Annotated in this window: 15 protein-coding genes; 4 read left to right on the top strand and 11 right to left on the bottom strand. The window is 45.3% G+C overall.

What is annotated here, in order from left to right; genetic code table 11:
- Positions 1-2: 2 nt before the first annotated feature.
- From NST47_RS04405 to NST47_RS04390, 4 genes are all read right to left on the bottom strand, one after another.
- The gene (locus NST47_RS04405) at positions 3-908 is read right to left on the bottom strand and encodes an alpha/beta fold hydrolase (RefSeq protein ID WP_341154044.1); all 906 of its coding nucleotides are present in this window, start codon (positions 906-908) and stop codon (positions 3-5) included.
- 134 nt (positions 909-1,042) lie between these two features.
- A complete protein-coding gene (locus NST47_RS04400; protein ID WP_341154043.1) occupies positions 1,043-1,519 on the bottom strand; it encodes a YhcH/YjgK/YiaL family protein in 477 nt (158 codons plus the stop codon).
- Positions 1,520-1,925: 406 nt separating this feature from the next.
- Entirely contained in the window at positions 1,926-2,792 is an 867-nt protein-coding gene (locus tag NST47_RS04395; RefSeq protein WP_341154042.1) for an SDR family oxidoreductase, read from the bottom strand.
- Positions 2,793-2,900: 108 nt separating this feature from the next.
- The gene (locus tag NST47_RS04390; RefSeq protein ID WP_341154041.1) at positions 2,901-3,344 is read right to left on the bottom strand and encodes a DUF2188 domain-containing protein; all 444 of its coding nucleotides are present in this window, start codon (positions 3,342-3,344) and stop codon (positions 2,901-2,903) included.
- Between the two features lie 520 nt (positions 3,345-3,864).
- Here NST47_RS04390 and NST47_RS04385 point away from each other — a divergent pair.
- Positions 3,865-5,388, top strand: coding sequence for a CAP-associated domain-containing protein (locus NST47_RS04385; protein ID WP_341154040.1), 1,524 nt, complete (start codon positions 3,865-3,867; stop codon positions 5,386-5,388).
- Positions 5,389-5,472: 84 nt separating this feature from the next.
- Here the strand turns inward: NST47_RS04385 and NST47_RS04380 are convergent, their stop codons facing one another.
- Positions 5,473-6,087 carry a nitroreductase family protein gene (locus tag NST47_RS04380; protein ID WP_341154039.1) on the bottom strand — a complete coding sequence of 205 codons (615 nt, stop codon included), beginning with the start codon at positions 6,085-6,087 and terminating at the stop codon, positions 5,473-5,475.
- A gap of 395 nt (positions 6,088-6,482) precedes the next feature.
- On the opposite strand from NST47_RS04380, the gene NST47_RS04375 reads away from it, so the two are divergent.
- A complete protein-coding gene (locus tag NST47_RS04375; RefSeq protein ID WP_341154038.1) occupies positions 6,483-12,608 on the top strand; it encodes an S-layer homology domain-containing protein in 6,126 nt (2,041 codons plus the stop codon).
- Between the two features lie 98 nt (positions 12,609-12,706).
- On the opposite strand, the gene NST47_RS04370 is transcribed toward NST47_RS04375, so the two are convergent.
- From NST47_RS04370 to NST47_RS04350, 5 genes are all read right to left on the bottom strand, one after another.
- Entirely contained in the window at positions 12,707-14,656 is a 1,950-nt protein-coding gene (locus NST47_RS04370) for an ATP-dependent DNA helicase (protein WP_341154037.1), read from the bottom strand.
- 223 nt (positions 14,657-14,879) lie between these two features.
- Positions 14,880-15,686: a flagellar motor protein MotB gene (motB, locus tag NST47_RS04365; protein WP_076230966.1), complete on the bottom strand. Its 807-nt coding sequence runs from the start codon at positions 15,684-15,686 to the stop codon at positions 14,880-14,882.
- The gene (motA, locus tag NST47_RS04360) at positions 15,683-16,468 is read right to left on the bottom strand and encodes a flagellar motor stator protein MotA (RefSeq protein ID WP_341154036.1); all 786 of its coding nucleotides are present in this window, start codon (positions 16,466-16,468) and stop codon (positions 15,683-15,685) included. The genes motB and motA overlap by 4 nt, the downstream gene beginning before the upstream one ends.
- Before the next feature lie 151 nt (positions 16,469-16,619).
- Complete coding sequence (locus tag NST47_RS04355) at positions 16,620-16,811, bottom strand: hypothetical protein (RefSeq protein WP_341154035.1); 192 nt, start codon at positions 16,809-16,811, stop codon at positions 16,620-16,622.
- A gap of 4 nt (positions 16,812-16,815) precedes the next feature.
- Positions 16,816-17,592 (bottom strand): hypothetical protein, encoded by a 777-nt coding sequence (locus NST47_RS04350; RefSeq protein ID WP_341154034.1) that lies wholly within the window; start codon positions 17,590-17,592, stop codon positions 16,816-16,818.
- A gap of 277 nt (positions 17,593-17,869) precedes the next feature.
- Here NST47_RS04350 and NST47_RS04345 point away from each other — a divergent pair, with 277 nt between their 5' ends.
- Positions 17,870-18,799 (top strand): M15 family metallopeptidase, encoded by a 930-nt coding sequence (locus tag NST47_RS04345; RefSeq protein WP_341154033.1) that lies wholly within the window; start codon positions 17,870-17,872, stop codon positions 18,797-18,799.
- A gap of 111 nt (positions 18,800-18,910) precedes the next feature.
- Here NST47_RS04345 and NST47_RS04340 read toward each other — a convergent pair whose 3' ends face one another.
- Complete coding sequence (locus NST47_RS04340) at positions 18,911-20,461, bottom strand: FAD-dependent oxidoreductase (protein ID WP_341154032.1); 1,551 nt, start codon at positions 20,459-20,461, stop codon at positions 18,911-18,913.
- A gap of 182 nt (positions 20,462-20,643) precedes the next feature.
- Between NST47_RS04340 and NST47_RS04335 the strand changes: the two genes are divergently transcribed.
- Complete coding sequence (locus NST47_RS04335; protein ID WP_341154031.1) at positions 20,644-21,648, top strand: hypothetical protein; 1,005 nt, start codon at positions 20,644-20,646, stop codon at positions 21,646-21,648.
- Positions 21,649-21,666: the final 18 nt, after the last annotated feature.

Genomic DNA, 21,666 nt, shown 5'->3' with positions numbered 1-21,666 from the left:
TTTTATTGATGTTCCTGCTGACCTGGCTGTTCTAGAGGATCTTGCTGTTCAAAAAGCGTATTTTGCGCTTGCAAGCTCTGCTGCTCTTCAAGCTCCTGATCCTGATCCTTATGCTTATGTCGCTCACGCGCTAACTGGTTCTGTTGATTTTCAATCCACAGACGTAAAAGTCCATCCACATCAGCAGCATGCTTCGTTGGGATTTGATGCGGAGCACCGCGAATAAAATGCAGAGTACTGTGCGGCAGCCTCGTCTGCATTACCCGTGCATACTGGTGGAACCGGGTATCTCTCTGACCAAAGAGCAGCAGGATTGGTGCTTGAATCTCATGCAGCCGATCCGTACAATTGAAACTCAGCACCTGCTCATGATATTGGGCGATGTTCACTACATTTCCTGAATTACAGCTGTCGTACATCGATTTAAAAATATGAAAATTAGTCGCATTGCCTCCAGCATCGAGAGCGGATAGCAGACGTTTTCCATGTAGTCCGCATAACAAGTGTGCAATCCATACCAAGCCTCTCTGAATAGGGTCCGTTAATTCAGATGTTGAGCCTATCAGGATTGCCCCCAGATAACGGTCCGGATCGCTCAGAAGTGCTTGCAAAACGATTTGCCCCCCTACCGAGTACCCGCACAAATAGGCTTGGCCAATTCCAAGGGAATCCAAAAGCTGCTTTATATCCTCAGCGATCATTGTATAGGTAAGTGGCTCTTCCGAATAACGGCTTTTACCGTGGCCACGAATATCGAAGGTAATTATTTGATAACGGTCGGATAGAGAAGTACGCTGATAGCTGAAGATTTCTCCGGTTAAAAGAATCGGATGTATGCACACAATCGGTATTCCTTGACCTACGCTCTCATAATAGAGAGTCGTTCCATTCACATCGACAAATGGCATGCTGGTGCCCATCCTTTCCTACTGTGCTTTTGTCTATGTTTTCTGTTCTGTTAGAATACCCGAATCGTCTTATTTCATACGACAAAAAGCCTCATTGGGTCACAATGAGGCTTCGTTCAGCAGGAGACTTCGGGTTATAGCTCCAGTAACGATTTATGTATCTTGATAACAACTTTTTTAATCTTCTGATCTTCTTTAACACTACATACTGGACGATGAATATCGCTCGGATAAAAAACGGTAAAGTTACCCGGAAGCAGCAGGATCGAGCTTTCCACACTTGTTGTTTCATAAAATGCAATGTCTCGTGATGCAAAATCTTCTTCGGAAATGACCGCATCCGATGTTAGGCGCGCCACCTTGATCAGCTCTTCGCCTTCGATCAGGTATTGAATATCGATGTAGGTTTGGTGTGATTCCGGACGCTGCTTCTCCCAGCTTTGAGTTGTCGGCTCCTGAACCATCACAAACATCAAATCACCTTCAATATCATGCTTGCCCGGTGCCATCGTGCTAAAATCGGTGGAACGGATGTACTCCAATCCACGGTTAAGCGCTTTCGGATAAAGTGCCTTCTCACGTTCCCAAGTTGCCAAATCACTGAAAATCATGAATGATGCCTCCCCAACGTATTGTTGTTTGTACAGATAGCTGCTATGCAGAATCTGCCCTTTTCAGTATAAGCTTCTTTGATTCTATTTAAAAGACCAATGGGAGTTTGGTGAAGTCTGACGAAGTCCGGTGAATAAGTCCCGCTGCGCGGCCAAATATCCTTTCGATCGCTGTCGTTTCCATATTTTTTTGATTTTATAAGATATTTAGTGGTAAAAACACGGAAACAAAGGCGAACGCTAACGCTTCTACAGGATTATTTGGCCGCTTCGCTCATTATTCACCGGACTTTTTAAAAAAGTACAAAAACTGGATTCCTTATCGTGGAATCCAGTCATGAAGTGTCATGAAACTAAAGCTACGCGTATTAGATAGATAACCTAATATTTAATCAGGCTAATCCTGTTAGCCATTAATAATTTCGCCACCATTGATATGCAGAAATTGTCCTGACATGTAAGAGGAATCATCCGATGCCAAAAAGACGTAAGAGGGGCCGAGCTCCTCTGGCTGACCCGGTCTTTTCATGGGCGTATCTCCACCAAACTCACTGACTTTTTTGGCATCAAAGGTTGAAGGAATCAGTGGTGTCCAGATCGGTCCCGGTGCTACACCGTTAACCCGAATGCCCTTATCCGCCAAGCTCATCGACAACGACCGAGTGAAAGCGACGATAGCTCCCTTTGTGGACGAGTAGTCTATCAGCTGTGGATTACCCTTATAAGCCGTGATCGAAGCCGTATTAATAATGGACGCACCTGACTTCAAATGCGGTAAAGCCGCCTTCGTAAAATAAAAGTACGAGAAAATATTAGTACGGAACGTTTTTTCCAGCTGTTCCTGGGTTATATTTTCAATTGATTCCTGCGGATGCTGCTCAGCTGCATTGTTAACCAGAATATCAAGCTTGCCAAAAGTAGCAATACTTTTGCGTACAACCTCCTGGCAAAAGGCCTCATCGCCAACATCTCCGGCAATTAGCAAACAGCGACGTCCTTCCTTTTCAATCAGTCTCATCGTTTCCTTGGCATCGTCATGCTCATTCAGATAGACGATCACCACGTCCGCTCCTTCAGCTGCATAACATACTGCGGCTGCCTTACCTATACCGCTATCTCCTCCGGTAATAATCGCTACCTTGCCGAGCAGCTTACCGCTGCCCTTGTATTGGCGGTCAACGGAATTCGGCTTCGGATTCATCTCACTCTCCAGTCCGGGCTGGCGATTCTGATGCTGTGGAGGCATCGTTTGTGTGGGTGATTTGGTTGGCATGGGTATCTCTCCTTTTCATATTAAAGTGATAATGTCCCAATCATGTGTTGCTGTAAGCTAGCTTGTACATGTGGCTACGCTTTTATGTGGCTTATTGATGTTTTATGGTTATGTGTAATTATGTGAAGTCTCAACAGTACCGTCCTTACGGTGAATAATTGCGCTGGTGTTCATATCTGATGCCCATTGCTTAGCTTTCTCGACGGCTTCTGCCTTCGTTTCGGCATTCAAGCGTACATCATGCAAGCCTTCTTCCTTAACAGCCCATCCGTCTCCGTCGGGAACCACATGCAGATTGTGTCTGTTGTGCTCGTTATGGGAAGCTGATTGTCGGCTGCTTTGAGTTGAGGATGCTTCCTTCTCCTCATGTTTTTGTCTGTGTAAGGGATGATTATCATCCCACTCTTCCGCCTTGGCCGTAGCAATAGCGATTGCTCTGCCTTCCTCGTACCCATCCTCCAACAAAGCATTTGCGATTTCGACTGCCTTATTGCGGACGCGAGGCTCCAAATTTTTCATTGAAACGGGGTAATCATTCTTTTTCCATGGCATAGTAGTCCCTCCTGGAATTAGTCATTACCTTATTTTATTAGCCAATTGAGCTTGAATCGAATCATTCATTCAATGCTTCTAACATCAACCGTCGAATTTTACGCAAAAAAATACCCCAGCTGCCACCGCGGCAACCGGGGTTCAAGTTTATATATTTTAAAAGGGGGTCATCTATTAGTATAGGCTAAGAACATTAAACGAAGATGAAGCGTATGTTTCAATTCGATTACAATCGTGAGGCAAATTGTATCAGCATTTACGTCACGTTTATAATGTAAATTTTACAGTAACACTCTATGTCATATTCGAAAAATGCTTGCCTGATGTTGAAGCTGCTCTTCCTCTTTATGCTGAATAGATTGCGTGGACATCCGCTTACAGGACATATATAGTAAAACCATCACGAAAATATATAGGTGTAAAACACGTGATCCATACGACGCCAGTTTTGCTGCGCAAAACCTAGCCTATGCTTTCGATGCCAGTTTTGCTGTGTAAAACTCTAAGGAGGGTTCATACCTTGAAAAAATGGGCAAGATGTTGGTTTCCCTTGATGATGTTTGTCACCGTGCTGTTCGTACCCTTGGCCTCAACCCCGATTACTCATGCAGCCAATACCGCTCCCTTCAGCGATACCGCACAACACTGGGGCGCAGATGCTATCGACTGGGCTGTGCTTAATAAAGTTGTGGATGGCTATGCCGATGGTACCTTTCACCCGGATAACCCGGTCTCTGAACCCGAATTTCTTGCAATGCTGCTTCGGGCTTATCCTGAGATCAAATTGCCGAACACCGCTGCTGGATTGCCTTGGTATACACCTTACTACGACATAGCAGCGGCTCAGAAGTGGCCAGTACTGTCTGCCAGCAATCGTGACCAATTTAACCGGGGCCATGTAGCCCTAATCATTGCCGCTACACAAAAAGGTACCGTGAGCTTAACCGATGCTATATCGTTTTTACTCAATCAAGGCTTGTCCAAAGGCAAAACAGCCGCGACAATCGAAGGCTACCGGGCTGCCGATAAGCTTTCTCGTGCCGAGGCTGTACAGTTCATACGTAATCTGAAGCAAATGCAGTTCCAGCTTTCAGCAAGTAAGGATGCTGCCGGTTCTGCTCCAACCGTACCTTCTCCAGTAACACCGGATGTACCTGTCAGCCCAACCGCACCCACGAGTTCAGTCTCTGCTTCCGCAGTCGTTACCTTGAAGGATGTGCATATTGGGGACACATTGGAAGCAACCCTTAGCAAGCTGGGTCAACCAGCCCGTAAGGATGCCAGTGAATATGGATTTACCTGGTATGTGTACAATCAGGATTACTCGAGTTATGCGCAGATTGGGATCAGTGATAATAAGGTGGTTGCCCTGTATTCCCTGTCCACCAACTGGTCCAATAATAAGGGCATCCAGGACGGGTCAGCCAAATCCGAGGTGATTAATCAATACGGCAATCCCCTGGAGTCGATAAGAAAAGGCAATACCCGATTTATATTCAATTATGGGAACGGCGAAAGTGGCACCTATGAGATTGACGGTGTCTACGTTACCTTCTTTTATGACCTGTTCCTGAATAATGTCGTAACTGGAGTGCAGGCAGTGGCCAAGCCCAATGAGCTCGCTTTGGAATCGTTTTATCCAAAAGAAAGCCCTGCTTTAATCACAGCCTATGAACGGGAAGCGTTCGATCTGGCGAATGCACACCGCACCAAGCTTGGAAAGCCTATACTGGTGTGGAACGATACCATCGCCGGAACAGCCCGCAAGCACAGCATGGATATGGCCGCCAGAAATTATTTTGCACATGAAACCCCGGAAGGTAAAAGTCCCTTTGATCGTATGAAAGATGATGGTCTGAAATTACGCGCTGCATCAGAAAATATAGCCGCAGGTCAGACGAGCGCCATATTCGCCCATCATGGTTGGATGAACTCGGAAGGCCATCGCAAGGCTCTGCTAAGCGATATTGAGCGTCTTGGTGTAGGAGTCGCATTTGGCGGGAAAATGAGCATATATTATACTGAAAATTTTTATACGCCGTAAATTTTGCTATTTTGCCATCCTTTTCTTTTATAGCATCCTTTTAAAAAAAGCGTACCAGGCCCCAACAGCCCGGTACGCTTTGCTTTATTTGAATACGTGCAATCGATCCTTGAGCGGTTTGAATTCTTTATCTCCCGCAGGTGCGGTCGGTGTCCCGAAGGGCATTTGGGCTACAAGCTGCCAGTTCTCCGGCAATTTCCATTCCGTCTTGACCTTCTCATCAATCAGCGGATTGTAATGCTGCAGACTGGCACCAAGCCCTTCACTCTCAAGCGCTGTCCAGATCACAAACTGATGCATCGCATTCGTATGCTGTGCCCAGACAGGAAAACGATCCTGATAAGTCACAAATGCCTCCTGCATGCCTGTAACCACGTGCTGATCTTCAAAGAACAGGATGGTCCCATATCCATTGCGAAATCCGTCCATGCGCTGCTTGGTCGATTCAAACTGGTCCGCCGGAACGATTGCTTTCAAAATATCAGTCGTGATATCCCACAGCTTATCATGCTGGGCTGCTAATAGCACCACGACTCTTGTACTCTGCGAATTAAAAGCTGAAGGCACGTGCTTAACCGCATCTTCGACAATTTCCAAAATACGCTCATCCGAAATTGGAGATTTTTTGCTAATTGCATACATACTGCGTCGTTCTCTAACCGCTGTCAAAAAGTCCTTTGCCATTATTGATACCTCCATTATCTTATAAATGCTCACATTCTTTTATATAGTTACCCACTGGACACCAAATTATAACCTAGGTTGCCGGGGTTAAACTCGAATACGAGAGTCTCTGGTTTTCAACCCATCACGTATTCATTTATGTAACACCTCAGTTGATCTCACACCTTTTGCGAAGCTGTTATTGGATTCATAATATGACTAATTTTTGTATATTCCATGATTATAGACCTATACATATAAATTTCGTATTATTTTTCATTAATTTGTAAGATTTTCGCAAAATATGATGGTATAATGCCCATAGCACTTTCCTGCATTTTACATCTTCATAGTCTCGTGAGCCTATAAATTTCGTAGAACACAGGTCCAAAGTAACAATTATTAAGCAGTCATTATAAGGAGGAACAAATGTGTTTTTAAGAAATCGTTACAGTAAAATCAGTGGATTCCTGGTTTTTATGCTGTTGTTTGGCATGCTGGTACCCACTTGGGCATTCGGCGCAGCCGCTCCAGTAGAATTAACGGATATTTCTGGTTCTTACGCACAAAAAGAAATACGGAATTTGGTAGATAACGGTGTGATCAGCGGCTATGAGGATGGGTCCTTTCAACCTGCTAAAGCGATGAGTCGTGCAGAATTGGCCAAAATCATCGTCTTATCTCTCGGTCTAAAAGAAAATACGGATCGGGCATCTGCTTTTACAGACGTCGGTAAAAATGATTGGTACCAAGGTTTTGTAGGTGCATTGGTTGAATCCGGAATAACGCAAGGAACATCGGCAACCACATTCTCGCCCAACGCAAAAGTGACAAGAGAAGAACTCATTGTATTTTTTATTCGCGCTATGGGTCTTGAAGAAGCAGCCGGAAAGATAGCTGTTGATGCTAATTTGTCTGACTTGAAACAAGTTTCAAGCTGGGCTCAGTCACATGTATCATTAGCTTTCAAAATCGGTTTCGTCAATGGAATTGAGAGCCACGATGGCACTTTGAAATTTAGCCCTAAGGATCATGCAGAAAGACAAGCTTTGGCTCGGTTAGCTTATGAGTTCAATACGAACAAAGCAGCATACATAAGCAAAGGGAAAGCTTTTGCCAATACGGGCTTGTCTGATGTTAGCTCGGTGTCGGTTGTGAACAACAGCAGCGTCGAAGTTACCTTCCACAAGGACGTTATTACCGTTAATGAGACGGATTTTACTTTTGATAATGGGTTGAATATTACGAACGCAGCGTTGAAAACCGACAGCAAAACTGTCGTAGTATTGACAACTAGCGTGCAATCAACTGGAACGGTATATAAGCTGAGCTATAGAGGTAAAGATACCGGCTTAACCTTTACAGGATTTGCTGCTGGTGATTTTGGCGGCGGTGGTGGTGGAGGTGGTAGAAGCGCACAAAACTCTCCTGTAATTCCTCCTTCAAAATCCGATCTTGATAAAGTAAATAGCGGCGGTACATACGATTCTCTCTCTATTACATCTTCTGGAACAGTTGGTCCTGCTGACGGTGCGGCTAAAACGATTGTTACAGGTACGCTGACATTAAATCCTGGTGCTGGTGGTGAGATTTTGCTGCAGAATGTGGAGGCTGCTAATATTGTAGTGGCTTCAGGCAGCTCTAACTCCATTAAATTGAAAAATACGATCATTACCACGTTAAGAGTGGCTGCCAATAATCAATCAGAGCCTGTTCGGATCGAGTCCCTCAGCGGTTCCGAAGTAACAAATACTAATATCCAGTCGAAGGTAATCATGGAATCCAGTGCTGGAAGCCTGGGAATGATCACAATCGGATCAGGTGCCCAAGGACAAGAGATTGAATTAAGAGGCACCATCAAAGGTGATGTAACTGTACAGGGTGAAGGTGCGAAGATCAAGATTGCCGCCCCAAAAGACGGAGGCACTTCTTCCATCGCAAACTTGAACATAGGCACTAACGCAACGATCAGTGCAGCCACAGGTACCTCCTTAGGAAGCTTGAGCATCACGGCACCGAACACTTCGGTTACTCTAAATGGTGAAGGTGAATTTCGCTCGGTTACCGTGTCTAAGGAAGCACAAGGCACAACATTGAACCTTTCAAGTACGAGCACCAAAATTTCTGCGCTTCAATTAAATGCAAATATTAAATTAGAAGGTGATGCCGCTGTAATCGGGACTATTCCCATTACCGTTAGCCCCGGAGTTAAAGTAGAGGCATCTCCAACATTAATCAATACTTTGAAGGCTAAAGCCATTGCTGCTATCGCGGCCATTGGATCATTTAATTCGTATTCTGCGGAAGTGGATGCCGCAATTACTGCAGCAGAGACGATTGCGAATAATGCGATCCTGCTTGGAGCAGCTGAAGCGGATATTACCGATTATTCGACAAAGCTGGTTGAATACAAACGCTTGATGACCACATTCGCTTTGGAAGCGGCTTATCAGGATTTGAAAATCGGTTTTGCAGGAACTGATACGCTCCAGGCTGTTACACAAAATATCGTGCTTTCGACAGTTGATGCTTTACGAGGGGTCAGCATAACTTGGAAATCCTCCCAACCATCGGTTGTAAGCAGCACGGGTCTGGTGACTCGCCCTGCACTAGGACAAGCAGATGTACAAGTTATCTTAACAGCTTTAATATCCAAAAATGGTCAAGTACGGGATGTTGAATATCCGATTACAGTATTAGCCCAAAGAACTTCCGTTCCAGTTGAGCCTACAGTACCCATTCTGGACTCATTATCCGTCGAACCAAGCTATGTGTCTTTAAAGACTTTGGGTGCAACCCAGCCTTTGAGCATCGTTGCAAAATACTCGGATGCCACGATTCATCCAGTAACGAAAGAAGCTTCTTATACTAGCAGCACGCCGACTGTAGCCTCAGTAAGTAAGGAAGGTATTGTTACTGCTATAGCTAACGGGACAGCCAACATCACGATTAGCTACGGTGGGAAAACAGTGACAGTGCCTGTTATTGTGGATGTACCTTCTGGACCTACAGATGCTTTCGGATTAAAGCCAATCGCAGGTGATGCCCAGGTGTCGTTGTCTTGGAACACACTAGGATCGAACGTAACCTATCAGGTTTACAGCTCCAAGACAAGTGGATCATATACCCAGGCGCCTACAACGGTAACGGGTACTACGTATACAGTAAACCGATTGAATAACGGAACGAAGTACTATTTTATTGTTAAAGCTACAGTGAATGGAGTCATCACCGCGTCTAACGAAGTAAGTGCAATCCCTGCAGTAACAGATTCCATGCAGAAAACCGCGACACCTACGGTAACTGGAAATGCTTATACGAATGGATTCAAACTCAGTGGAAAAGCAGAGCTGGGAACATTACAAAGAACTTATATTATGTTGTCAAGACACGACGGTACCTACTTATCTGGAAGTTTTGTGGAAGTTAATGGAACGTTTACTCTCATATCAAACAATTACGATTTAAGTTTAACGTTTTCGACAGGTGAAGAACTACTGCTGACGGCTCAAGCTAATGGGAAAATGGTAAGTGATCCTGTTATAATTGTTGTAAATGCTCTCAGCGGCCAAACAACAATGCCTACGGTTACGGGCATCGTCTACGATATAACAAATTTAATCAATGGATATACAGCCCCTGGTGCGTTCATTACCTTTAAGAATATTACTAATGGATACATCTCAACTGCAATTGCTTCGTCAATTGATGGCTATTACAGTCTTTATCCTTATCCGAAATTAAATCTGGGAGATCAACTCGTACTAACCGCCGAAACTGTAGGCAATAAGACAAGTAATCCAAACTATATTACCGTAATAGCAGCCCCGAAAACTGCAACGCCTAAGGTAACAGGAAATACTTATACGAATGGATTCAAACTTAGCGGCAAAGTAGAAATGGAGCAATCGAATTCAACTTATATTACTTTAACTAGACAAGACGGTTCATATTTAACTGGAAATTATGTATCGGATGGCAATTTCACTTTCATGTCGAGCAGTTACGATAATGAAATATTTTCGGTTGGTGAAGAACTGTCGCTGACGGCACAAGCCAATGGCAAGAAGATAAGTGATCCTTTAAAAATCGTTGTAAAAGCACTTAGTGGTCAGACGAAAATGCCTTCAGTTACGGGTACTGTCTATGATTTAACAACTGTAATCAATGGATTTTCAGAGCAAGGGACAACCATCACCTTAAAGGATAGTTCAAAAGGATACAGTTCGACCGTCACGACTGATACATATGACGGATCATATAGCTTGTATCCTTATTGGAAATACAGTGTAGGAGATCAACTGATACTGACCGCCATTACGTTGGGCAAAACCACAAGTGATCCAATTTACATTACGGTACAGGACGCCCCAAAAACCGAGAATCCAACGGTAATTGGAAGTGTGTATACTAACGGATACATGCTCAGCGGAAAGGCAGAACTAGGAGAGAGTAACAGGACCTCCGTTACCTTGTCTAAGAAAGACGGCACCTATATAACCCAAAGCGATGTATGGTCAGACGGCACATTTACTCTCCAATCAAATAGTTACAATCGAGTTACGCTTTCGGCGGGTGAAGAATTAATCCTTACAGCCAAAGCCAATGGGAAAAAGATGAGTGATCCTCTCACAATTGTTGTGAAGGGTCTCATCGGTCAAACAACTGTACCTACGGTCACAGGTACAATTAATGATTTATCATATGAAATCAATGGGTTTACTGAGCTTGGGGCTTTCGTCACCTTAAAGGATAGCAATGGATACGATAGTACCGTAAGAGCTGAAGCACACAATGGCTCTTTTAGATTTAATTCATACTCCGGGCGATTTAGTATAGGGGAACAACTTATGCTAACTGCTGAAGTACTAGGTAAAAAGGTAAGTGATCCGACCTATGTAACCGTGCAAGCCGCACCCCAAACTGAAACTCCTGTAGTGACGGTAAACAAAGTATATACCAATGGATTCATAGTCAGCGGCAGATCAGAACCGGAATCGCAATATATCATGACTATTGTTACTTTATCTAAAAAGGACGGTACCTATATAACTGAAAGCATGGCTGGGATCGATGGACTATTCACAATCAAATCAAATATTTATAATAATTATCCAGCACTATCAGTAGGTGAGGAATTGCAACTTACAGCCCGAGCCTTTGGTAAGAAAATGAGTGATCCTGTAACTATTATCGTAAATGATACTATCGGCAAAACGGCTCCCATTATGACGGATATCGTAAACGACACCATTATCAGTGGATGGGCACAATTTGGCTCCCTGGTTACGATAAAAAATGAGGTAAACGGACATTACAGCAAAGTTAATGCATCCCCTACTGATGGCTTCTTTAGTGCAGAGGCAGGAGGAAATACATTTTTCTTAGGTGACCAACTGACAATAACTGCAACATACATCGGAGAAACTATAAGTGATCCGATCTATGTAACAGTAGGTGCATCACCAAAAACCGCATCACCAACGGTTATCGGAATTGTGTATCCCAATGCATTTGATATTAAGGGAACAGCAGAGCCCGGATCAGCGCAAAAATTGACGGTACTTAACTTAGTAAGACCAAACGGCAATTATGTAACCTCATTCGGTGTATATGAAGATGGAACTTTTTCAACCTCACAGCTGTATGAGCAATGGTTTACGAGGCTTGCAGTCGGCGAAGAGTTGCAATTGATAGCTCAAGCTTTCGGGAAGAAGGAAAGTGATCCTGTAAAAATCATCGTACAGGCGGTTACTGGTCAAACGACAGTACCTACCTTGACAGTTGTTTCAGAAGCAGCTATACGTGGACAGGCAGAGCCTGGAGCGATGATCAGCATAAAGATGGGTTTGAATGGATACAGCACCTTTACAAAAGCGTCCATGTATGACGGCTCCTTCAGCTTAGGTATGATACAAACAGGTGTATTAAATTGGGGAGATCAACTGACAATTACGGCCACTACTCTTGGAAAAGCGACCAGTGATCCGGTTCTTGCTATCGTGCAAGCATCACCGACAACCGAAATGCCCACGTTAGCAGGAACTGTGTATACAAACGGATTCATGCTTAATGGAATAGCAGATTCTGGATCGACATATACCTACATTACCTTAAATAAACAAAATGGCGATTACGTGGGCTCCTTTACTACAAATTCAGATGGTTCTTTTTCATCAAGCCAGCTTACCCCATACGTAACGCTGACAGAGGGTGAACTGCTGCTATTAAGGGCTCAAACATACGACAAGAAGCAAAGCGCATCTGTCAAAATCATTGTACAAGCAACTGTCGGCCAAACAGCCGTACCCACAATTCTTGATGGCGCAATAAATACAAATCCTTTAAGTGGACGTGCAGAACCCGGTGCCATTATTACTCTGACAAACGATTCGAGAGCACACACTTTTGTTGCTACTGCGTCAGCGGATGGTAACTATACGATTTATTGGTCAACAGATACGTTTAAACCTGGAGATCAACTATCTCTCAATGCTACATCACTTGGAAAAGCAACAAGCGATACCGTACACATTACTCTTTTGGCTACTCCTTAATATCTTCAAAGTAAAATAAGACCAAAAAAGCGGCCTATCGGTTTCATCCGATAAGCCGCTTTTTATATTTTTATAACTTAAGAATACCCTCCGCTTGTTTACAACGAATCCCGTAAATGAACCCCTGACGGCAGCAGCCCCTCAACATGCGCTTTCAAGGCTGGCTCCCCATACAGCTCCTCACTGAGAATCGCTATAAGGCCATGATCCTCACGAGTACGGATCAGTCGCCCCATACCCTGCTTAAGCCGCAGCAGCATGTAAGGCAGGTCAACCTCCTCGTAAGGCATAATCGCAGATTGGCGTTTGGCCATAAAGACCGGATCCTGCGGTGGAAAAGGCAGCTCCCAAATGATGACGTTGGATAGAGATGGCCCGGGCACATCGAGTCCCTCCCATAAAGTAACCGCACCTAGAATGCTTGTCTCCTCACGCTGAAAAGCCGCGATCAAATCGCTGATTTCACGGTCTCCTTCAAAACGGAACCGCATCCCCGCGACTTCCGGATAATGGACGATGTCTCGTTTGAACCGCTGCAGTGTATCTTTAGTCGGGAACAAAATCAGAGCCCTACCCTCGGTTCGCACCAATAGGCGGATCGCCGTTTTCATTTTTTCAGAAAAGGTGCCTCGGTATGACCACCGCGGCGCGATAACCTCCATCTGATGTGCATAATCAAATGAAGAATCCACACTGAACGACAGGTAATGTTCAATTCCGAGACTTTTCGTCACATAATCGAAGGAGCCGTTAACGGATAGTGTCGATGAAGTAAATACAATCGGCATATTGGCGCTGAACACCCGTCTCTTCAGCACTTCCTTTACGGCCCTTGGCATGATGACCAAGGTCAAGCCCGTGATACTCTCCGTTACCCAGCACACAAAGCTTTCTGATTGCAGGAACAGGCTTAGCGCCTTTTGCATCATTTCCAAATGCTCTTCGACAATTCGTGAATGGTATGGATTCAATGAGTACAGCTCACTCTCCAGCACCAGCTCCTCTTCAATGATCGCAAGCGACTCTCGGAACAGGCTGATCTCGTTCAGCAGCTGCTCACTCAATAGAATCTGTCTGCGATCCGAGCCCGGTATCGCCCTGTTCTGCCGCTCCAGCAGATCGAACATCGCCTCACTGCGGTCGATCGCTTCGTCGATCAATACCGCCAGCGAATGGCGAATCTGGCCCTTCAGCAGCCGAACAATTAATTCTTCAAACACAATATGCTTGATTTTGTAGGTCAAGGCTTTCTGCGCCGCGGACTCCAACAGGTGGCCTTCGTCGAATACGACGGTGCAGTGTTCCGGCAGCAGTGGCAGCTGTCCTCCGCGCTTTCTCCCTTCATAGGTCCATACATGCTCCATATAATAATCGTGCGAGCAAATGATCAGATCCGCAGAACGCCGAAAGTGATCGCGGGAAAGCGTTTGTCCACACCGATGCCGCTGCTCACAGACAAAACAATCCTGAAAAGCATCCCAGCTGATTTTTTCCCATTGTTCATCGTTCATATCCGGATAATGCTTGCGGTCTCCATAAGCATGAAACGACTGCAGCGTTTCACGATAACGGACGAACTCCGGCAAATGCTCGTACAGGTTCCTGTACAGCCCCGCATCCTCATGGCCTAATCTGGCTTCGTCCAGCTTCGTCAAGCACACATATTGATCAGGAGATTTGGCTAATCTGGCGTCTATCGCAAGATTCAAGTATCGGGTGAGCTTGGCGATATCTCCCTCCGGCTTGACCAACTGCTCAATCAAGGATTCATCCGCACAAGCGATGATGGCGGGCTTGCGGGTATACCGCGCGTAACAAATCGCATACAGCAAGTACACCAGTGTCTTGCCCGTTCCGACCCCGGCCTCCGCGAATATCGTTTCTTTTCCGGTAAAGGCCCGTTCCAGCTGGAACGCCATAAAAATCTGCTCATCACGAACCTCGAAGCCGGATTCCGGTAATATATCGTATAACACATCCACAATCCATTCGCATGCCTGCTTCACGAAGGGCTGGGTGCGATCATAATGAAACGGATACAGATCCATACTGCATATGCCTCCATCGGGACTGATTTCAGTACACCCATAGCCCCTTTACATTGAAGCTATAGTATCACATAAATGCTGCCAACATTCAATAATATCCAAGTGAGCTCACCCTACATGTGGGTGGTATACAAAGAACCCTCCGGCCAGTCGGAGGGCTTTAGACATATAAGGTTGTTCTTATACTTCAGTTTACAGTTACACTGATCAGCCTGAAAATAACTTAGGGTATAAACGATTTGGCGCCAGCAGAATTAATCTGGCGAATAATGTTCACTTCTACTCGGCGGTTTTTCGCGCGCCCCTCGGCAGTATCGTTCGTATCAATCGGTTGATATTCACCATAGCCGATAGAACGGTAATGGGCCGGATCAATTTTGCCATTTTGCATGAGCAGCTTCATAAAATTTAATGATCGCTTGGCGCTCAAATCCCAGTTGCTCTGGAACTCTCTCGTATTGATCGGAACGTTATCCGTGAAGCCCGCCACTTCCACATTATATTGATTATAGCCGCTCAGCATACTCGTAATGCTTTGTGCCAGTACCTGCGATTCCTGCTTAATTTCCGCCGAGCCGGATTGAAATAAGGCATTGTCGCGAATCGTAATTTTTAACATATCCTCATTTAGCTTGGTTTCCAGCTGGGAAAGGAGACCATTATCCTTGATATATCCGTCCAGCTTCTGTTGAAGCTCCTTAAGATCCTGCATTTCCTTATCATGCAGAGCTTTCATTTGCTGCTCTTGCTGACTTTCCTGCTCATTTTTTTTCTTTTCATCTTCTTTTTTCTTCTCAATGTTAGGTGAAACAGTCAAAGGTACAATATTCGATTGCTCGAACATACCTGTTCCGCCATTAAAGCCCGAATTGAGACCCTTCATGATTTGCTCGAACTTTTTGGAATCAATCTGACTCGAAGCGAACAATATGATAAACAAAGCCAGCAAAAGAGTCAGCAAATCGGCATAGGGGATAAGCCAGGTTTCATCGATGTGCTCCTCATGATGCTCATGTCGCTTTTTTTTCATTCAGCGCCACTTCCCTCATCAAGTAAATGACGTTCACTGGGCGGAATATAGACGGACAGCTTTTGCTTCATAGCTATCGTGGAAATACCGGATTGAATGGACAGCAGACCCTCTACCATAATAAGCTTGATTTCGATTTCCTTCTTGGAAATTTGCTTCAGCTTGTTGGCCATCGGGTGATAGAGCACGTAACCGGAAAAAATACCAAGCAGTGTAGCGACAAAAGCCGCGGAAATCAAGTGACCCAGGTTCTCAACATCGTTCAGATTACTCAAGGCTGCGATGAGTCCAACGACCGCACCAAGCACCCCAAGTGTCGGCGCATAGGTTCCTGCTTGTGTAAAGATCAGGGCACCGTTACGGTGACGTTCCTCTGTTGATGAGATTTCCTCCAATAGAACATCCCTGACAAATTCACTATCGTTACCATCAATAATCATCCGCATGCCATTGCGCAGAAACGAATCTTCAATTTGATCTACCTGAGTTTCCAATGCAAGCAAACCTTCACGACGTGTAATGGAAACCCAATCCATAAAGCGGCGAACCAATTCTTTTTTTTCGATTAATTGCTGCTGCTTGAACAAAATTTTCATCAATTTGGGAAACTTCTTAAGCTCACTCATTTGAAAGCCAACGAACAAGGTCGCCGCTGTACCTACGAAAATAATAAGAAGTGCTGCCGGATTCAATAACGACATGACACTTGCACCCTTTAGCGTCATGCCGACACCGACGGCGATAACCGCCAATACTAATCCAATAACTGTTGCCTTTTCCATACCCGATGAGCACCCCGCTGTAAATGATTTGAACTTTCTTAATCGTGCTTGATCCCTATATTTCTACATTTCATACATTTATTCGACATCCTGTGACGTGAAGCCTGCTTGAAAATATTAAAATTTATACAAATTTAGCTAAATATCGTTTTTAGCTTTCAGCCAGGACGAAGGGATTAGGACCAACGTATGATGGCGTTGCAGACAATTGATTCCAATGACGGAGAATGATGCGGATAATGCTCATCCCCTTGAAATAATAGTCTTGCTTGATTGCACTGACCATGGGTAAATACAAAAAAACGAGACCACTAAAGCGATCCCGTTCTTTTTGTAATAGCACCTCATCAACTCGTATACATACTCATCATCAGTGCATACACAATTGCTGCAATTATGGCAGCTGCTGCGATACTAATCAAGCCTACCCCAATACGTTTTCCCATCTTCTCTCTGCTGCGCTTCACCACAAATTCCACTTCAGACGGCAGTTCCTTCTTCTGTCCCATCAACTTACCGATATCCGGCAGCTCATGCATATATTTTCTAGAGAGGTATATCCCATATCCAATCTGAATTCCCCAAAAGCAAAGCAATAGGGCAACGACAAAAGAAACTACCACAGACACATAGATAAAGAGCGGAATGCCACCCACAGGTGCAATAGAATGCGTCAGTGCTGGCGGCTTGTCTCCTGCACCAAGCACGGCCAGATCGTCCGCAGAACCGCTTAACGGCTTCGTGCCATCACACAGCATTGTGGTATGTTTACCACTGCCATCGCTGCTGGCGTACACCAGATACTCCCGGTTCATTTCAAAGCTGTAGCCACAGCTGGAACCGCTTATGGGCGTGTTCACGTTCAACTCGGCTTGCACCTCTCCCTTCCAGACGGTAGACACCGCGAATGTCACGGTCACAGGATCAGCCGAGGAGCTAAAGAAACCCTTTTGCGGTTCAGTGAGCTTCACAACCTTGCCAGAAAATATCGCCGTCTTCCTCTGCAGTTCCTCCTGAACGGATGGCTTTTTGGCACAGGAGCACGCCTGAGAAGGCTGTGGCACCGCGATAAACGTCGCAAACACAAATAAAAGCGTATACAAACCAACAAGTCCTCTTTTCACTTTTCTTTTCCTCCTATGAGCTTTAGCAGAGAGCTGACTTCGTTAGCATTATTCGGATTTCAACACGAATTTTGCTGCAGAAGCTAATATTTATATCCTATAGACGAAGTCTGATTACATTTTGTTCCAGTAAAATTTGTTGTCTGTGTCAGATTAGTTACATATTTAGACTATTACCATCAGTTAAGCTACAATAGATTGAAACCTTTTCGGTCGATTTGGAGTTTAAATCATTAAGAACAAATCCTTATTCATTTTAATCAGCAAGGAGATAACCATGACAAACAAACCGATGCTCACTGTTGCATGCCTGACAATAGCTCTATCTGTATTCAGCGGATGCGGCGGAGAACCTAAAACTCCGGCTGTTCAATCCCCACCTGTTGCTTCATCAACGAATAGTGGTACATCAGCAGCTGCAACCGATAAGAAACCTGCCACCGCTAGTAACGCCAACCAAACCAATACGCAATCTGGCACTCCAGCAAACAATCAGACCGCTGCTCCTAATGTGAGCCAAACCGGTTCTCAATCCGGCAATTCAGGTGCTGCCCCAGGCAGCGTGGGAAAAGCTGCGGACTCTACCCCGTCCAACCCAGGCGCCATTCAGGTCGTAACCAGCCCGGAAAGCATCACAGTGCTCGTCAATAAACAGCAGGCCCTTCCTGAAAGCTATGAGCCGAAGGATTTGGTCTATCCGAATGTTCCTTTTACATTCACTGAAAAAATCGATAAACGCAAAATGCGCAAGGAAGCCGCTGCAGCTTTGGAAACCTTGTTTGCAGGCGCCAAAAAAGACGGGATCAGCTTGGCCGGAGTTTCTGCTTACAGATCCTACGCTACACAAAAAGCATTATATAACAACTATGTAAAACAAGACGGTGAAGAAAAAGCCAAAACCTACAGCGCCTTACCTGGCCACAGCGAGCATGAAACCGGACTTGCGATTGATGTGTCAGGCAGCAACGGCAAATGTGCCGCACAAAATTGCTTTGCCGTCACCAAAGAAGCGAAATGGCTGGACAGTCATGCTACTGAGTATGGATTCATCATTCGTTATCCTGATGGCAAGGAATCCATTACGGGCTATCAATATGAACCTTGGCATTTGCGTTATGTAGGGACACAGCTGTCCAAGGAGCTGGCGCAAAAAAACCTAACGTTAGAGGAATATTTCAACGCCGTTCCCGTGCAGTCACGCAAATAAGACAATCAAAGAAGCCATGATATATCTACAGAAACTATCGGATCAGAGCCATATAGTATCATGACAAATCAAAGGGAGAGCCTACTCAGCGCGGGCTCTCCCTTTTACTACTTATCCATTATAATCGATTGTCGGCAGTGGTTGTAAGGCCGGGCCTTCAAGCACCTCACCCTTATAATTAAAGCGTGAGCCGTGACATGGGCAATCCCAGGACCTTTCCCCATTGTTCCATTTGACCTCGCAGCCCATATGGGTACAGGTCGTATCGATAAGATGCAGCTTCCCTTCCGTATCTCGATACGCCCCCGCACGTTTTCCGTTTATTTGGATCACCGAGCCTTCATCCAAGCCTAACGAATCAGCCTTCCTCGAAACAGCTTCCAGCTTGCCACCGATCAGTTGCTTGGCCACATCAAAATTTTCCACGATCAAATTTTTAATACCAGGGTCTGGTTTAAACCGTGAAGGGGTAAACAGCTCAGCATAAGGATTCTCTTGTCCCATGAGCTGATCTTTCAGCAGCAGCGCAGCTGCTATCCCTGTGGTCATGCCCCATTTTTTATATCCGGTAGCCACCCAAACATTGGGATGACTTGCCGTTATGGGACCAATATAAGGAACCTTGTCCAACGTCAGCAAATCCTGCGCAGACCAGCGGTACGGTATGTCTTGAATACCGAAGGTTTGCTCCCCGAACCGTTCAAGATTCTGATAATACTCATAAGTCGGCTCCCCTTGTCCCGTTTTATGCGTCTCCCCACCGATCAGTACCATCTGCTCACCATTAATCTTTACTGATCTCAACGAGCGCTTAGGCTCGTCCACACTCAGATACATCCCGCCTGGATAGGCTGTGATCGGCTTCACGGCAATAATGTAGGAGCGTTCCGCATGGAGTCGGGTAAAATACAGACCAAGTCCGTCATAGAACGGAAAGTGAGAGCTTGCAATCACGTGACGGCAAGTAATCTGCTTACCATCCATCGTCCAGATTTTCTGACGATCTCCTTGTTCCACTTTTCCATCGATCCTTGTATGCTCGTATACCCGTCCCCCAGCTTTAACAAACCGGGCTAGCAATCCATTCATAAATTTCACAGGATGAAATTGCGCCTGCCCAGACAGCCTGAGTGCCGCGCGTACCTCGATAGGTAATGGAATATTTTGGACCAACTCCCCGGGTATCCCCAGCTTCTCGTAGGCTTTATACTCCAACTCCAGTTTATCGGCTGATTCGGCGGTCTGGGCATATAAATAAGCGTCCTCCTCCGACCACTCACAATCGATGTGCAGATCGGCTGCCGTACGCTGAATAAACTTCATCGCCTCGTTGTTAGCTTTATAATAAAGCAGCGCCTGTTCCACGCCAAAATTTTTAATTAATTCATCGTAGATAAGGTCATGCTGCACAGTTATTTTGGCTGTAGTATTGCCCGTGGTTCCGTGGATAATCTGATTAGCTTCGAATAGAGCGACCCGATGCCCTTTTTCGGCTAATAGATAGGCAAGTGTAATACCCGTGATCCCGGCGCCAACAATTGCATAATCGACATCGATATTCTCGTTAAGCGGCGGGAACGAGCTCGGAGGAGCGGATAGGGTCCAATACGATTGTGGGGATTCCGGGATTTTGCCCCCGGCGGACGGGTGATCAGCATTCATTTCACTTCACTCCTTCGTTCTGCGGTTTAGGTTCTCTTTGTTCATGATTACCACGATTGACCTGACCTAAACCAGAATGGAAAAGAGCTAAGGTAGATTCATAAAATCCAAACTATTTTGACATGCTCCTGACACACTGCCATCGTACACTAAATATAAATTAAATCTGTGGAGATGATCTTATGCATTTTGCTCATGTACTTTATCTTTCAGCCATGCTGCTCATCAGTGCCTGCACCAACACGAACGGAACGATATTGCCCACAACGACGACAACGGCTCCGCCACTATCAGTGCCAACTGCATCCGAGCAGGCAAGCTTCACGAAGGGTGCGGCCACCACCATTAACCCCGGGTTGCTTGCTTGCAAGGGAGGGCGTGTCAGTGCCGTTGGAGAGATCAAGTCAGAGGACGGCAAAATCTGGACAGTCCCCACTACTGTGAACAATAAGCTTCCTGATGCTTCTGACTTGCTTAATCCATGTACAAATGTTTTGCATCCAAATCTCGCAGCCGTTGACTTAAACAAAGTTCCTGTCATTGAAATCGATCCAGACGGTACAATCATCACTGGCTACATTTTTGCAGATAACTATTTCGAGCTATATGTCAATGGCAAGCCTGCGGTCAAGGATGCTGTTCCTTTCACACCATTCAACTCTCATGTCGTCCGTTTCAAAGCTGCATATCCGATGACCTATGCGTTTAAGGTAGTCGATTGGGAAGAAAATCTTGGCCTCGGTACCGAGGATAACAAAGGCAACAAATATCATCCCGGAGATGCCGGTATTGTTGCAACCTTCAGCGATGGTACCGTGACCGATAACCGCTGGAAGGCACAAAGCTACTATATCGCCCCACTTATGAACAAAACGGATCTGGTAATCGAGGAGAAGAATGGCAGGATCATCCGATCCACTCCCAATGCTTCTAAAGCTCCATCATGTGCGGCAAATTGTTATGCTGCCCACTTTGCTATTCCTGACAATTGGTATGCTGCCGATTTCAATGACTCTTCATGGCCGCAGGCTGTCACCTATTCAGCTGCAACGGTAGGAGTCGATAATAAGCGGGAATATACAAACTTCAGCAATGAATTCAAAAAAGGCTCCTTCGTCTGGACGAATAATCTTGTTCTCGATAATGAAATTCTTTTACGCCATACTGTCGAGAAGGCTTCCAAATAAGCGGCAAACCACCCTTCC

Source organism: Paenibacillus sp. FSL H8-0034, from assembly GCF_038000305.1.
Lineage (GTDB): Bacteria > Bacillota > Bacilli > Paenibacillales > NBRC-103111 > Paenibacillus_S.
Note: the sequence above shows the minus strand (reverse complement) of the source record. Positions and strands in the feature narration are given on the sequence as shown.

What these genes read in the sequence shown, in the direction of transcription:
- NST47_RS04405 (WP_341154044.1), bottom strand. Translation starts at nt 908, where the DNA reads ATGCCATTTGTCGATGTGAATGGAACGACTCTCTATTATGAGAGCGTA.
- NST47_RS04400 (WP_341154043.1), bottom strand. Translation starts at nt 1,519, where the DNA reads ATGATTTTCAGTGATTTGGCAACTTGGGAACGTGAGAAGGCACTTTAT.
- NST47_RS04395 (WP_341154042.1), bottom strand. Translation starts at nt 2,792, where the DNA reads ATGCCAACCAAATCACCCACACAAACGATGCCTCCACAGCATCAGAAT.
- NST47_RS04390 (WP_341154041.1), bottom strand. Translation starts at nt 3,344, where the DNA reads ATGCCATGGAAAAAGAATGATTACCCCGTTTCAATGAAAAATTTGGAG.
- NST47_RS04380 (WP_341154039.1), bottom strand. Translation starts at nt 6,087, where the DNA reads ATGGAGGTATCAATAATGGCAAAGGACTTTTTGACAGCGGTTAGAGAA.
- NST47_RS04370 (WP_341154037.1), bottom strand. Translation starts at nt 14,656, where the DNA reads ATGGATCTGTATCCGTTTCATTATGATCGCACCCAGCCCTTCGTGAAG.
- motB (WP_076230966.1), bottom strand. Translation starts at nt 15,686, where the DNA reads ATGAAAAAAAAGCGACATGAGCATCATGAGGAGCACATCGATGAAACC.
- motA (WP_341154036.1), bottom strand. Translation starts at nt 16,468, where the DNA reads ATGGAAAAGGCAACAGTTATTGGATTAGTATTGGCGGTTATCGCCGTC.
- NST47_RS04345 (WP_341154033.1), top strand. Translation starts at nt 17,870, where the DNA reads ATGACAAACAAACCGATGCTCACTGTTGCATGCCTGACAATAGCTCTA.
- NST47_RS04340 (WP_341154032.1), bottom strand. Translation starts at nt 20,461, where the DNA reads ATGAATGCTGATCACCCGTCCGCCGGGGGCAAAATCCCGGAATCCCCA.
- NST47_RS04335 (WP_341154031.1), top strand. Translation starts at nt 20,644, where the DNA reads ATGCATTTTGCTCATGTACTTTATCTTTCAGCCATGCTGCTCATCAGT.